Raw genomic sequence first — 13,179 nt, forward strand, 5'->3', positions numbered from 1 at the left:
CTGTCGCGGCTTAAGCGACAGCTTTCCGGAATACCATCATGAAATCCACTGTATTTATGACGTTGCTGCCACTCTCGCTGGCGGTATTTATTTCGTTTCTCACCATGGGGATGCAGCTGCCGGTACTGCCGCTGCATCTGCAACAAAACCTCGGCATGGATACGCTCATGATTGGCGCCGTGATCGGTGCGCAATTTATTGCCGCGCTGCTGACGCGTGCCTGGGCGGGAAATTTTGCCGATATGCGCGGACCGAAACGTGCTGTGATTGCCGGGCTGATGGTCATTGCCAGCTCGGGTTGCATCTACCTGCTGTCGCTGCTGTTCATTCATCAAACCCACACGTCGGTAGCTATTTTGCTGCTGGGCCGCGTGGTGCTGGCGCTGGGAGAGAGCCTGATCGCCACAGGTGCACTCGGCTGGGGATTAGGTTTGGTAGGGCCGGGCAATGCGGGCAAAGTGATGGCGTGGATTGGCATTGCGATTTATGGCGCGTGGGCGCTGGGCGCACCGCTTGGCGTTGCCGTTTATCACGCCTGGCACTTTAGCGGTATTGCTGTAGCCATCATCCTCATCCCTCTGTTACCGCTGCTGTTTATCAGCCGTCAGCGCGGCGTCCAGCCGACGGCAACAACGCGTACGCCATTTTATAAAGTCATGGGGGCGGTTTGGCGGCCGGGCCTGGGTTTGGCGCTGGCCAGCGTGGGATTTGGCATGATCACCGCTTTTATCGCGCTGCTGTTTGCGGCTAAATCCTGGGGCAACGCGTCGCTGGCTTTCACCGCCTTTGGCGTTACGTTTATCGTGGCGCGTCTGTTCTTTGCCCATCTCCCCGACAAGTTGGGCGGAGCACGCGTGGCGTTGGTGTGTGTGATTATTGAAGCTCTGGGGCAGCTGCTGATTTGGGGAGCTGAGAGTGCCAATGTGGCGTATCTCGGCGCAGCGCTAACCGGCTTTGGATATTCGCTGGCGTTTCCGGGCTTTGGCGTGGAAGCGGTACGTCGCGCGCCGCCGCAAACGCGCAGCTTGGCGATGGGCGCTTATGTGGCATTTCTTGATATCGCGCTGGCGATCACCAGTCCGGTTGCTGGCGCGCTGGCGGGCCATTTTGGCATTGCATCGGTGTATCTGGCGGGTGCTATAGCGGTGGGATGCGCGGTGCTGGTGGCAGCAGGTTTACTGGCGCGTGCGCCGGAGACGCAACGCGTAACGGAATAGTCACCGCCGCAAAAAATTCACTTCTCCCGCGTCACAAAAGTCATCACACTAGCCCTCTTTACCATTATGGAGAGATGGCATGTTTACCCGATTGCTGCTGGCGATGTCGTTGCTTGCCGGCTTGAGTGCGCCGTTGTTGGCAGATCAAGATGGTGTCTCCTTTAGCCATAAAGACTGGGAGCTGGCTTGCGATAACACGCTGACCTGTCGCGCGGCGGGTTACAGCGCCGAAGAGGGCGCAGGTGGCTCGGTGCTGCTGGTGCGTGCGGGCGGGCCAAACGCGACGACGCATGGCCGCGTAGTGCTGGCCGATACCGGCGACGATGATTCGAAGCAGGTTGATACTCTAACGTTGTGGATTGACGATCGGGCGTTGGGAGCGGTAGCGAAAGCAGAAAATGACGAATGGACGCTGACCGATGAGCAAACTCAGGCGCTGATTAACGCCATTAAAAACAGCGGCAAGGTGGAATTTCGCGGTGGCGAAGAGCCGTTCGATCTCTCCAGCAATGGCGCGTTCGCGACGCTACTGAAAATGGATGACGCGCAGGGACGTCTCAGCACGCCGGGCGCCCTGGTGCGCAAGGGAAATAAGCCGGAAAGCAGCGTTCCGGCGGCGCAGGCCATGCCGGTGATTCAGCAGGTAAAGGTAGCGAAAGCCGATGCGCGCCCGTTAACTGCCGATGAGCTGGCGCTATTGAAACCGAAGCTGATTGCGTCTCTCACCGATGATGACAGCTGCGACAATCTCGCGCCTTCCGACGATCAGCCGGAAGAGGGCGCAGAGCCACTGACGTTAACGCCGGTGGACAGTGCGCACGTGCTGATTGCCGCGCTGTGCTGGCGCGGTGCTTATAACGAAGGCTACGGTTTTTGGTTGATCGACACCAGGTTACAGGGCAAACCGCAGCTGGTAACGGATTCAGGTACTGATTACAGCGAAGGCGTCATCGCGGAAGCACAGAAAGGACGCGGCATCGGCGACTGCTGGAGCACGGCGGCGTGGGTGTGGGATGGCAAAGATTTTGTACAAAGTAGTGATGCAACCACCGGCATGTGTCGCGCAATTCGCGCCGGCGGCGCGTGGCAGCTGCCAACGTGGGTCACCGAAGTGAAACCGGCTGTGATTCCGTAAGGTGCGCATTTATGCGCACCAGGTCGCCATGAATGGCGACCCTACGACGGGATTATGTAGGGTACCCATTCATGTGTGTCGGGGATTATTTACCGCAGCACTGCTTGTACTTTTTGCCGCTGCCGCACGGGCAAGGATCGTTGCGTCCGGTTTTTTCCCCGGCAAAGTGCGGTAACTGTGGCTCGGGATCCGGCTGCGCCATACGCTGTTCCTGCCAGTATTCATGCAGCTCTAACGCGGCAGGGCGAATCGCATCGATGCTGGCTTCAAACTCTTCTGGCGTGAAAGCTTCACGCTTCGCCAGCTGCTCTTCGCTGCCGTGCAGAGTAATCGCCTCCATCATCGGCTGCAGGGATGCCGGCAGCAGCGACCAATCCGCATCCAGCGCCACGCCGCGCAAATAACCGTAGCACCAGTCTTCCACCACGGTAAATTCCTGGCCTTCCATCTCTTGCGTACCGAACAGCGGATCAAACTGCTCCGGGAATTCGGCCAGGCGCTCAGCAATGTCGTTGAGATGCTGGAAAGTCAGCGTCATAAAGCGATCCATTTCACGCTCGTTGGACCACTTAGGAATGTGCTTTTTGCCGCCCCACATTGCCACCAGCCACTCGCTCGGTTCGATATCGTTTGGGCCGGAAAGCAGTGCCGTCAGCATGCCATCCAGCTCGGCGGTATCTACCACCGAGTGTTCATTGCCGTATTTCTCCAGCATATCTTCAAGCCAGTTCAGCTCTTTTTCCGTTAATGGGCCCTGGTTCATACGGCGTCTCCTGCTTTGTCAATAAGGGCAATGCCCAAGTTAATGGCGGCGATTATAACGGGAAGCGGGCGTGATTTACCGCTTTTTGCATATCGATTGCTGAACCTATCCTAAAAATCATTCGCCATAACATAGTGCACAACAGTATTGGCTGCTATTGCCGACAGATGGCAGCGTAAACACCGAACGTTTCCCGATAAAGGATGAAAAAGTATGGCAACCACTTTGCCGGTACTGGATTTAGCGCTGCTGGAATTGCCGGATGCTGAACAGGCGCACTATCTTGCCGAGCTGCGGGAAACCGCACGTGACGTTGGTTTTTTTTATCTGGTTAATCATGGCATCAATCCGCAGCTGCTGCAGAACGTGCAAAGTATCACGCGGGCTTTCTTTGCATTGCCGGATGACGAGAAACAGCGCGTCTCGATGATTCACTCGCCGCACTTTCGCGGCTACAACCGCGCGGGCGTGGAATATACCCGCGAGCAGCGCGATCAGCGCGAGCAATTTGATATTGGTGCCGAGCGCGAGGCGCTGGCGTTGCAGCCGGGCGATCCGGCGTGGAAGCAATTGCAAGGGCCTAATCTCTGGCCGGAATCGCTGCCGCAGCTGCGTCCGGTGATCCACGCCTGGCAGCAGGCGATGACGCAGGTTTCGCTGCGCTTACTGCGCGCCTTTGCCCGGTCTCTTTCGCTGCCGCCGGATGCATTCGATGCGCTGTACGGTACGCATCCCAACGAACATGTGAAGCTTATTCGCTATCCCGGTCAGGCGGCAGATGCCAGCCAGCAAGGCGTTGGCGCCCATAAAGACTCTGGGTTTCTTACCTTTTTGTTGCAGGACGATCAGCCGGGTTTACAGGTGGAAGTGACGCCTGACCATTGGGTGGATGCGCTGCCAAAACCGGGCGCGTTCGTGGTGAACATTGGCGAACTGTTGGAAATTGCCACCAACGGTTATCTGCGCGCTACCGTGCACCGCGTGATATCACCACCCGCCAGTCAGGAGCGGCTATCAATCGCCTTCTTTCTTGGTGCGCAACTGGATGCCGAAGTCCCGCTCTACTCGTTGCCACCAGAGCTGGCGGCGGAGGCGCGCGGCCCCACCAGCGATCCCAGCAATCCGCTGCTGCGCGAAGTGGGCTGGAACTACCTCAAAGGGCGTTTGCGATCGCATCGCGACGTGGCGCAGCGTTATTACGCTGACACTCTCCATAGCGTTAAATCATAAGAAACTAAGGGAAGCTCATGAATAAAAAGGTGATAGCAGCGTTAGCGATGATGTCGGTATTCAGCACTTATGCTTCGGCGGCGGCATTGCGCGTGGCGGCGGATGCGGTACCGCACAGTGAAATCCTCAACCACATCAAGCAAACCGACAAGAAGCTCGATCTTAACGTGATTGAGCTTAACGGCAACCTCAACGCTAACGAACTGCTGGCGCGGGGGGATGTGGATGCCAACTACTTCCAGCACGTTCCCTATTTGCGCGATCAGGAAAAAGCACTAGGCGAGACGTTTTCGGTGGTTGCCACCGTGCATATTGAGCCGCTGGGCATCTATTCGCACAAAGTGAAATCATTGAAAGATCTGCCTGATGGTGCACAGGTGGCGGTGCCGAACAACGTGACCAACCTGAGCCGCGCCCTTTATCTGCTGCAGGCCAATGGTTTGCTTAAACTGAACAGCACCCGCGCCAACACCCTGGTGACCAGCGCAGACATTACCGACAATCCACACCATTTGAAGATTATTGAAGTTGAAGCGCCGCAGCTGCCGCGCGCGCTGGACGACGCGCAGCTGGCGATCATCAACGGCAACTACGCCTTGCAAGCGGGTTTAGTGCCTTCGAAGGATGCGCTGGCGCTGGAACAGGCGAAGGACAACCCCTACGCCAATGTGCTGGTAACGACACCTAAGCTGGCTAAAGATCCACGCATTCTCGAATTAGCGAAAGATCTTGAGTCAAAGCAAACCGCTGAATTTATTAACCAGCATTACCGGGGATCGGTTATTCCTGTTCATCAATAATGCTCGCCACCCCCTGTTTTTGGCAGGGGGCGGTGATTGCCATTAACATGGTTGCTTGCAATTTTACTGCGCCAAAATTCGCCTCAGCTGAGGTATGCTGAGCAGCGAAATTTGACGCGCCAGGCGCGCCGGGGGAACCTTCAGCGTGCTGCGCTTGTCAGTAAATTGGACAGTTAATAATTAACCAGAGTGGAAATCACCAATGCGCAGGACACACGTCACCCTTCTTTCTGCAGGAATTTTTCTGGGCGCTTTAAGCCTTACTCCGGCCGCGCTGGCGGAAGGCGAGCAAACGGATAACGTACCACCGCCGCCGCAGGTGCAGCAGCCCGCACCCGATGCACAAACACAGGCGCCAACTGCCGATGCACCTGCCAGCAATGAACCGGCCGAATCGAGTGGCGATGTAGCACCTATTCGTCCACCGCAAAGCGGCGATGCTTCTGCACCAAACAATTACGATCTGACGACCATTATCATCGACTACAAAGAGTACAAAGTGGGCGATGTGGTGCCAGACGAATACCGTAAAAAGCAGTACACCATTGTCGAATGGCAGCCGCGTCATCTGCCGGCACCGCAGCCAGGCACACATTGGGCCTATATCAACGCCAACTACATTTTGATTACCGATGACAGCGGCAAGATCGTAATGGGCAAATCGGGTGAAATCTTCTTCCGCGGTTAATCCCCGCGCAGCAGACGCGCTAGCTGCGCAACACCTGCCATAATCTGGCTGGTGCTGGTGTTACCGTAACCCAGCACCAGCCCTTGCTGCTTCTGCTCGCCAAGATAAAATCCTGATAGCGCACCTGGCGCAAAACCACTCTGGATCAATCGATCCACCATCGCCATATCGTTGTGTTCCTCCGTTAACGATAACACTAAATGCATTCCGCAATCCCCACCCAGCAACGGCACCTGCATGCCAAAGGTGTGCTGCAAGGCCTGGCGCAACGTTGCCTGGCGCTGACGATACAGCCGGCGCATTTTGCTCAGGTGACGGCTGAAGTCGCCGCTGCGTAAAAACAGTGCCAGAGCCTGCTGCTCGGGACGATTGCCACCGCGCAGCAGTTCATGCAGAGCAGGGCGTAGCGGCGCGATGAGCTGCGCGGGCATCACCATGAAGCCAAGGCGCAGCGCGGGGAACAGCGTTTTACTGAAGGAGCCAATATAGATCACTGGCGTGGGCTGCATCATGCCCTGCATGGCAGCGATCGGCTCACCGCTGTAGCGAAAATCACTGTCGTAATCATCTTCAATAATCCACGTTTGATGTTCACGTGCCGCCGCCAGCAGCGCCAGACGGCGCGGGGCACTCATGATCGCGCCGGTAGGATATTGGTGGGTTGGCGTGGTGTAAATCAGCCGCGGCGTCCGCTGCTGCCACTTTTCCGGCCCGGCGACCAACCCTTGTGCATCAACGGCTACCGGCTCAATACGCATATCGCCCAGGCGCATTGCGGCTTTTGCACCGCGATATCCGGGCTCCTCAACCCATCCGATGTCGCCTGGGTTGCTGAGTAGCGCGACGCACAGCGTGAGTGCCTGCTGCGCGCCTTCGGTGATCACGATTTGCTCGGGCGTACAGCGAACGCCACGCGCCAGAGCAAGATGTTGCGCCAGCGCTTCCCGCAGTGTGCGCTCACCGAGGGGATCGCCATAACCCAGCAGTTGCTGTGGCTGATGCAACATCACCCGGTTCAGCGCGCGTCGCCACTGCGCCAGCGGAAAATGGGCCAGCGAGGGAATGCCTGGCCGCAGCGCCATCTCCTGACTGAACGTTCGATGGCTGGATCGCAGCTGGGCAATGCGCGGCGACAACGCGATCTCACTGCTGACGTATTGCGCATGGTCATCAGGCAACTGCGCCATGTGGGTGATATGACTGCCCTGACGATCGCTCAGTAGAAAACCTTCAGCTTGCAACTGCGCGCAGACCGCAATCACCGTATTGCGCGAGACGCCCACTTCCAGTGCCAGCTGGCGCGTGGCGGGCAAGCGCGTGCCTGCGGTGAGTTTGCCCGCCAGGATGGCCTGTTTGATGCGCTGGAATAGCTGTTGTTGCAGCGTCTGCTCGCCCTTTCGCTCCAGCGGGGCCAGCAACAGTTGATGCAGTTCAACGTCACTCATTTATGCGTTTCCGTGGATCCATCAATTTGCGTCATTGTGGCGCTTTTTAACACGCCAGCAAAGTGGCACTCTGCTTCTCAGGCCCTTACACAGAAAGGAAATGAGGAATGTCGCACTACATCAATGCCTATGGACAACCTGTCGGCGCACCCTTGCCGGATTGGCAGCCCCGCGCCTGGCCGAGCTATGAAACTTTCGCCGGGGAGTATTGCCGCCTTGAGCCGCTGAATGCGCAACGCCATGGTGGTGAATTGTATGCCGCCTATGCGCAGGCGGGTGATGGTCGCGACTGGACCTATATGTTCGCCGAACCCTTTGCAGATGAAGCCGCTTATGTTGCCTATGTGCGCAAGCTGGAAAACGGTCGCGATCCGATGCATTTCGCGGTGATCGATTGCCACAGCAATCGTGCGGTGGGAACCCTGGCGTTGATGCGCATTGATGCTACCCACGGCTCGGTGGAAGTTGGGCACGTGGCTTTTTCTCCGTTACTCAAGCAAACCCGCATGGCAACAGAAGCGCATTATTTGCTGATGCGCTATGCCTTTGAGCAGTTGGGCTATCGCCGCTATGAGTGGAAATGCGATAGCTGCAATCAGCCCTCACGCAACGCGGCGCGGCGCCTGGGATTCCAGTTTGAAGGAACATTCCGACAGGCGATCGTCTATAAAGGCCGCAGCCGCGATACCTGCTGGTTCTCAATCATCGATAGCGAATGGCCGCAGGTGAAGCAGGGCTTCGAGCGCTGGCTAGCGGCGGAGAACTTTAATGCGGATGGCACGCAGCGCGAGAGGCTGGAAGCACTGCGCCCTTAATGGCACATTCATACGCACCGGGTCCCAGCTAAAGCGGTAGCTACCCGGAGTAGCTACCGCTTAGCTTTACGGCTGAGGGATGATTTTTATATCCACCATACCGATACCTAATCGGCGCGGATCCTGGCCAATGATATTGCCCACATTCGACTCCTGCGGTTCCGGCGGGACAATAACCAGATTGCGGCTGCCGGTTGGGTTGGTGAAATGCAGCGTGGTGGTGGTGAAGTCTTCACCCAAATTCAGCTGCTGTTCCTCATCGCCCACGCGCACTGGAATGGCGCGGTGTGCATTCGGGCCATAAGCGCGAGCGGTGATCACCAGATTAAAGCGTTCGGGCAGCGGATCGTTATATTCAATGTTCACTTCAGGCGCCAGATTGGCGTTTGACCAGCGTCCCCAGCTTTCAGGACGCGATATCCCCTTAAAGCTTTTAATGCTGTTAGGCGCGCCAGGCACCGTCAGCAGGAAGCTATCCGCATTGTAACGAATCGCATTGTCTTCAATGCGTATCTGCTGTTCATTAAGCTGGAACGTCTCTGCGCTGACCTCGGCTTTTGGGAACGTCGCCTTACCTTTCCAGAGGGGTTTATCAATGCGGGTAACACGAGGTTTGGCACCCATTTGCCCCATCGATAGGCATAAATCGTTTGAAAGCGCCAAATCTGGCTGCCACAGGCGAGCCATTTTAAAGCAGCGATCCACCCAAACGAACTTGTCAGCGGCAGCGAATTTGGCCAGCTGATAGCGCAGGGGTTCCGAATATTCGCCTTCCGGCAGCGGCTCGACATGCTTATCGGAAACGCGGAACAGAATTGGCAGCTTGAAGGTCGCGCCGGAGAAGCTGAAGGTGTTTTTTTGCTGATCGATGGTGATAGCGTCCATTTTGCTGGGGAAATTCCACAACTGAATAATATCCGCCTTCCAGCCAATAACGCGCTTTGCCATATCGTCGAACTGGGTCGACAGCGAGGTAGAAGAGAGACCGCTGCGGCCAAGGCCAATGGCATTATCGCCGCCAAGAATATCCAGCACGGTCGCACCGTTATCCAGCGTGCTGCGTTTGCTGTCGAGCACCTGCGCCTGTGGCTGATCCCCTCGAATTACCATAAACAGGTCATGGCGCGGTTGCTTAATCAAATACTGATGCGCGGTGTTATTCATTGCCAGATGATCGGAGGTCACGACAATGATGGTGTTCTTAAACCACGGTGAAGCCTTGATGCGCGCAATCAGGCGCGCCACATGCTCCTGCGAGCAGGCCACAGCGCTGAAAGACTGGTTGGGTTTGCCATCATAGCTGTAACTTTTTCGCTGGCAGCTACGCGAGATAAAGCCATCAGGATGATGTGTATCTACCGTTAGTGTGAACAATGCGAAGCGCTTTTGTGTACGTGACAGCTCCTCGTATTTCTCAAAAACCTCATCCATCACCGTATCGTCGTAGTAGCCCCAGTTATTGCGATAGTTAGGGTCTGCTACCCGGCTTTTCAGCTCCTGCGAGCCGTACATATTGGCCGCGTCAAAACCGTGTGAAAGCAGGAAGGTGTCTTTACCGGCAAAGCGTAAATCCGCACCCTGAATAAACCAGTTTTCATAGCCAGAATTTTTCAGTATGTCGCCAAGACAGATGTTCTGAGGATAGAAACTGGAGAGTGATGCCGAGGCATTGCCATCGAAAGGGGCAAACAGCGGAATGCCGCACTGAGAAGCGACCATACCTGCAATCGTGTAATCGGTGCCGGGCAGCTGCTCGGTTTGGCTGAAATCGATGCTGTTATCTTTTTCGCGGCTCAGTTCCGGCGCCAGGCCGGGAAAGGCGTGCTGATCAAAATAGGTCCGTTCGAGACTTTCGCCGTAGATGTAAACCAGATTGAGCTTCGGTTCGGCAATGACCTTATTTGGCGTTTTGTAATAGCTTTCGAAATCGGAGTCAGCGGCGCGCGTATGTGAGGAGATCAGCTCTTTCACCTGGCGAAACGCAGGCGTGGTTTGCACGGAACCGGCGGCACAGGCAATCGCCAGCAAACTCCACCCGAGGTGATGCTGTGTCTTACGTCGACGTAATAGCCACGAAAGCAGGCAAAACAGGGAAAACAGGCCAATGATTAAGCCAATGGCAGGCACCACATATTTGCTCACGCCTGCGCCAGTCAGGCTGTTGGTCAGGGTGTACAGGACGGCGTCATTAATGCCGTCACCGGTAAAATAGTTGCTGGCGATCAGCGTGACGTTCAGCACGATGAACAGGGTGAGCAACAGCAAAATCACACTAAACCAGAATTTATTTCGCCCAGCTTTATAGGAGTAGACTGCAATCGCAGCCAAAAAGAGTACAACCGAAAACAGTTCGGACAACGTCAGATCCTCATTTTGAATGAATACGCATTCCCTGCGCCAACGACCCTCTTTGGGGGTTTTTGCGTCAATCTATATTGGGTGTCATATTGCTGCAACACATCCAACCAGATTTGTGCGATGCATTCCGATTCGTTTAAGGCGAGTTTAAGCAGGCTGTGGTTTGGCCTGGCAGCAACGCAACGGCTGCTGCCAGCGAGGGCAGAGGCGAGGGATTAGAGTTTTCCGGTCAGATATTGCGCTTCACCGTCGGCAAAGCTCCAGTCACCTTTACTGTTGGTGATAAAACTAATCATCAAATCAGTGCCCCTGACGCCACAATTTTCCAGTAGCTCGCGCGCTAACTCTGCCATGAACAGACACTTTTGTTCTTCACTTCTCGGGCTGGTATAGACGCGCACCATGACCAGATTATCGCTGCGCTCAAACCCTAAGCCAGTGTCCTGAAAGACCATCTGGTAGCTTTTGTTTTCGTGAACAATCTGATACCGATCGCGTGTGGGCACTTTAAAAGCAGTTAACACCGCGCGATGTGCGGCATCCAGTAAGGTGCGTAACTCTGCTTCAGAACGGCCCTGAATCACATCAAATGTCAGTAATGGCATCAATAAACCCTCGTTTTTGCGTAGATGAAAAGAGTAGGATGTGGCGCTATGCTGCCGCTTGCTGCAGGAAAGAAAAAGCGCGCTGGTTAAAATGATTATTTATTATTTTGAACAATCTATATGAAAGAAATTAAAACCGATCACCTTTGGGTACATTTGCATTGGCTTACGGTGCTGGCCGAGCTGGGTAGTTTTACCCGCGCGGCTGAGCGATTAGACGTCAGCAAAGCGGCGATGAGCCAAAAGATTAAAGAGCTGGAAAAAATGGCGGGCGTGGCGCTGGTGCAACGCACCACGCGCAGCGTGCGGCTCACCTCTGCCGGGGAAAAGCTGGTGGACGAGCTGCGCGATCCGTTTGCGCGTATTGCGCAGAGTTTTTTCAGCGTGCGTGATGAGGCCGGTCCGGTGCGCGGCATGGTGCGCGTCACCGCGCCGGTGGCATTTGCGCGTCAGCAGCTGGTGCCGATTATTGGCGATTTCTTGCACGATTATCCGCAGGTACGTTTGCAGCTGGACGTTACCGATCGTTTGGTGTCGCTGGGCAGCGAAGGCTTTGATTTGGCTATCCGTCACAGCGATAACCTGCCGGAAACCCATGTCGCGCTACCGCTGTGTGAAACCCAAGCGCTGCTGGTCGCGTCGCCCACCTATCTGGCACAGCACGGCATGCCCGACTCGCCGCAGGCGTTACAGCAGCATAACTGCCTGTATTATCCGCGCGGGCTGGAGTCGCCGCAGTGGCGCTTCCGTCCCGCAGGCGGTGATAGCGAAACGGTGCAGGTAAAAATTCAGGGGAACTTTGCCACCAACAACAGCGAGTCAATCCGCGACGCGGCGTTGCAGGGATTGGGGATCGCGATGTTGCCCGATTTCAGCGCCAGTGCGGCGTTAGCCAGCGGCACGCTGCAGCAGGTTCTGCCGCAGTGGCAAACGATTGATGCCTTCGCCAATCGTTTGTGGGTGGTGCGCCCGTATGCTGCACAGGTGCCGCGGGCGGTCACCACCTTTATCCACTGGCTACGCGCGCGCTTTGTTGATGGGTGACGCCAGCGCAACAGGCGAGTGCGGCTGCATCATCTGACCCAATAAGCTGCTGCGATTGTAGTGACCCAGACGCAGATTAAAGTCGAGATGCAGCTGTTCATTACCGCTCAGTTTGATGATCGGCGGTGGCGTTTGTGGGCGTTGGTGGAACAGCACCGCGTGGGTAAACGCCTCGCTTTTCCAGCCGCTCAGGCGCTGATAGTAATAGGCATTGGCCTCGCATTTACGCAGATAGAGATTGACCCGGCGATATTCTCGCATCGCGACCTGCTGTGCTAACGACCCCAGTTGCTGCTGCGGCTCGGCTATTTTTTGCGTCAGCAATGCATAATCATCGCGCTTACTTAATTCACTGAAATAATTCTGCTCACCAAGATGTTTGACGGGCGCGTAGTGTTTCTGCCATTCGCGGATAAAGGGATTATTGGGCGCAGCGGCCAGGAACCAGCTCTCAATCACTGGCGCAAGAAAATTAACGGTAGAGATTTCGCGATAATAACCAATCACATCCATGCGACGTTCCTGATGCGCGCGATGCACCCAGGAAAGATCTTCAAATAATAACGTGCTGCAATCTATGGCTATGCCGCCATAACGCAACAGTAATTCCAGACGAATCACTTCACTCTTTTGCTGCGCCGTTAATTGAGAAGAGGTAAATATAAAGTCGGGCAATACTTCTTTTACCGTTAGACGGTTTAATAAATGGATCTCATGATCGGGATTATCCTGACGAATTTTTTTAATATTTAATGCCATGGATTTTGGTAAATATTCATTATCCCAATACAGCCAAACTTTTTTCGGAATTTCTGGCAAATCTTTGTCACCAGAAAGTAACACGATATTCTCCTCTTCGCTGGGATCGTATTCCGGCGCACAGAGCGCATTATGCTGTTTTTTCTGCAGGAAAGTCTGGCTGGTAAAGGCAAGCCTTTTCCAGTTGTGCCAGAGCGTTAACGCTGGCTGGAGGCGTTTTTTAGTCATGATGCACCTGATTATTGTGATTATGGCGGCAAGGCTTCCCTGTTACTGGCGCTGAGCGCTCTTCGTTATCCCTTTCTTTGTGCTGTGTAAGA

Annotated in this window: 11 protein-coding genes and 1 pseudogene; 7 read left to right on the top strand and 5 right to left on the bottom strand. The window is 55.3% G+C overall.

Features of this window, described 5'->3' with window-relative positions:
• Positions 1-32: 32 nt before the first annotated feature.
• Both AC07WB_RS02785 and AC07WB_RS02790 read left to right on the top strand, forming a co-directional pair.
• A pseudogene (locus tag AC07WB_RS02785) lies at positions 33-1,217 on the top strand (arabinose transporter); the annotation flags it as partial.
• A gap of 79 nt (positions 1,218-1,296) precedes the next feature.
• Positions 1,297-2,352, top strand: a complete 1,056-nt coding sequence (locus AC07WB_RS02790) for a DUF1176 domain-containing protein (protein WP_345827331.1) — start codon at positions 1,297-1,299, stop codon at positions 2,350-2,352.
• An 85-nt stretch (positions 2,353-2,437) separates the two neighbouring features.
• On the opposite strand, the gene AC07WB_RS02795 is transcribed toward AC07WB_RS02790, so the two are convergent.
• Positions 2,438-3,115 carry a YecA/YgfB family protein gene (locus tag AC07WB_RS02795; RefSeq protein WP_345827330.1) on the bottom strand — a complete coding sequence of 226 codons (678 nt, stop codon included), beginning with the start codon at positions 3,113-3,115 and terminating at the stop codon, positions 2,438-2,440.
• Positions 3,116-3,328: 213 nt separating this feature from the next.
• On the opposite strand from AC07WB_RS02795, the gene AC07WB_RS02800 reads away from it, so the two are divergent.
• The 3 genes from AC07WB_RS02800 (at position 3,329) to AC07WB_RS02810 (ending at position 5,833) form a co-directional block, all read left to right on the top strand.
• Positions 3,329-4,345 (top strand): isopenicillin N synthase family dioxygenase, encoded by a 1,017-nt coding sequence (locus tag AC07WB_RS02800; protein ID WP_345827329.1) that lies wholly within the window; start codon positions 3,329-3,331, stop codon positions 4,343-4,345.
• Between the two features lie 17 nt (positions 4,346-4,362).
• Positions 4,363-5,145, top strand: a complete 783-nt coding sequence (locus AC07WB_RS02805; RefSeq protein ID WP_345827328.1) for a MetQ/NlpA family ABC transporter substrate-binding protein — start codon at positions 4,363-4,365, stop codon at positions 5,143-5,145.
• 202 nt (positions 5,146-5,347) lie between these two features.
• Positions 5,348-5,833, top strand: coding sequence for an RcnB family protein (locus AC07WB_RS02810; protein ID WP_097095031.1), 486 nt, complete (start codon positions 5,348-5,350; stop codon positions 5,831-5,833).
• Here AC07WB_RS02810 and pdxR read toward each other — a convergent pair.
• Positions 5,830-7,278, bottom strand: coding sequence for a MocR-like pyridoxine biosynthesis transcription factor PdxR (gene pdxR / locus AC07WB_RS02815; protein WP_494939999.1), 1,449 nt, complete (start codon positions 7,276-7,278; stop codon positions 5,830-5,832). The two genes, AC07WB_RS02810 and pdxR, sit on opposite strands and share 4 nt — an antisense overlap.
• A gap of 107 nt (positions 7,279-7,385) precedes the next feature.
• Here pdxR and AC07WB_RS02820 point away from each other — a divergent pair, with 107 nt between their 5' ends.
• Complete coding sequence (locus AC07WB_RS02820) at positions 7,386-8,093, top strand: GNAT family N-acetyltransferase (protein WP_494940000.1); 708 nt, start codon at positions 7,386-7,388, stop codon at positions 8,091-8,093.
• 66 nt (positions 8,094-8,159) lie between these two features.
• On the opposite strand, the gene opgB is transcribed toward AC07WB_RS02820, so the two are convergent.
• On the bottom strand, positions 8,160-10,451 hold the full coding sequence (gene opgB / locus AC07WB_RS02825; protein ID WP_494940001.1) for a phosphatidylglycerol--membrane-oligosaccharide glycerophosphotransferase: 2,292 nt from the start codon (positions 10,449-10,451) through the stop codon (positions 8,160-8,162).
• 215 nt (positions 10,452-10,666) lie between these two features.
• Complete coding sequence (locus AC07WB_RS02830; RefSeq protein WP_345827324.1) at positions 10,667-11,056, bottom strand: tautomerase family protein; 390 nt, start codon at positions 11,054-11,056, stop codon at positions 10,667-10,669.
• A gap of 120 nt (positions 11,057-11,176) precedes the next feature.
• Here AC07WB_RS02830 and AC07WB_RS02835 point away from each other — a divergent pair, with 120 nt between their 5' ends.
• The gene (locus AC07WB_RS02835; protein ID WP_494940002.1) at positions 11,177-12,100 is read left to right on the top strand and encodes a LysR family transcriptional regulator; all 924 of its coding nucleotides are present in this window, start codon (positions 11,177-11,179) and stop codon (positions 12,098-12,100) included.
• Here AC07WB_RS02835 and AC07WB_RS02840 read toward each other — a convergent pair.
• A complete protein-coding gene (locus AC07WB_RS02840; RefSeq protein ID WP_097095025.1) occupies positions 12,074-13,087 on the bottom strand; it encodes a glycosyltransferase family 32 protein in 1,014 nt (337 codons plus the stop codon). The two genes, AC07WB_RS02835 and AC07WB_RS02840, sit on opposite strands and share 27 nt — an antisense overlap.
• Between the last annotated feature and the right edge of the window lie 92 nt (positions 13,088-13,179).

This window comes from Pantoea sp. GW821-FHT03E06 (genome assembly GCF_059420725.1).

What these genes read in the sequence shown, in the direction of transcription:
- AC07WB_RS02790 (WP_345827331.1), top strand. Translation starts at nt 1,297, where the DNA reads ATGTTTACCCGATTGCTGCTGGCGATGTCGTTGCTTGCCGGCTTGAGT.
- AC07WB_RS02795 (WP_345827330.1), bottom strand. Translation starts at nt 3,115, where the DNA reads ATGAACCAGGGCCCATTAACGGAAAAAGAGCTGAACTGGCTTGAAGAT.
- AC07WB_RS02800 (WP_345827329.1), top strand. Translation starts at nt 3,329, where the DNA reads ATGGCAACCACTTTGCCGGTACTGGATTTAGCGCTGCTGGAATTGCCG.
- AC07WB_RS02805 (WP_345827328.1), top strand. Translation starts at nt 4,363, where the DNA reads ATGAATAAAAAGGTGATAGCAGCGTTAGCGATGATGTCGGTATTCAGC.
- AC07WB_RS02810 (WP_097095031.1), top strand. Translation starts at nt 5,348, where the DNA reads ATGCGCAGGACACACGTCACCCTTCTTTCTGCAGGAATTTTTCTGGGC.
- pdxR (WP_494939999.1), bottom strand. Translation starts at nt 7,278, where the DNA reads ATGAGTGACGTTGAACTGCATCAACTGTTGCTGGCCCCGCTGGAGCGA.
- AC07WB_RS02820 (WP_494940000.1), top strand. Translation starts at nt 7,386, where the DNA reads ATGTCGCACTACATCAATGCCTATGGACAACCTGTCGGCGCACCCTTG.
- AC07WB_RS02830 (WP_345827324.1), bottom strand. Translation starts at nt 11,056, where the DNA reads ATGCCATTACTGACATTTGATGTGATTCAGGGCCGTTCTGAAGCAGAG.
- AC07WB_RS02835 (WP_494940002.1), top strand. Translation starts at nt 11,177, where the DNA reads ATGAAAGAAATTAAAACCGATCACCTTTGGGTACATTTGCATTGGCTT.
- AC07WB_RS02840 (WP_097095025.1), bottom strand. Translation starts at nt 13,087, where the DNA reads ATGACTAAAAAACGCCTCCAGCCAGCGTTAACGCTCTGGCACAACTGG.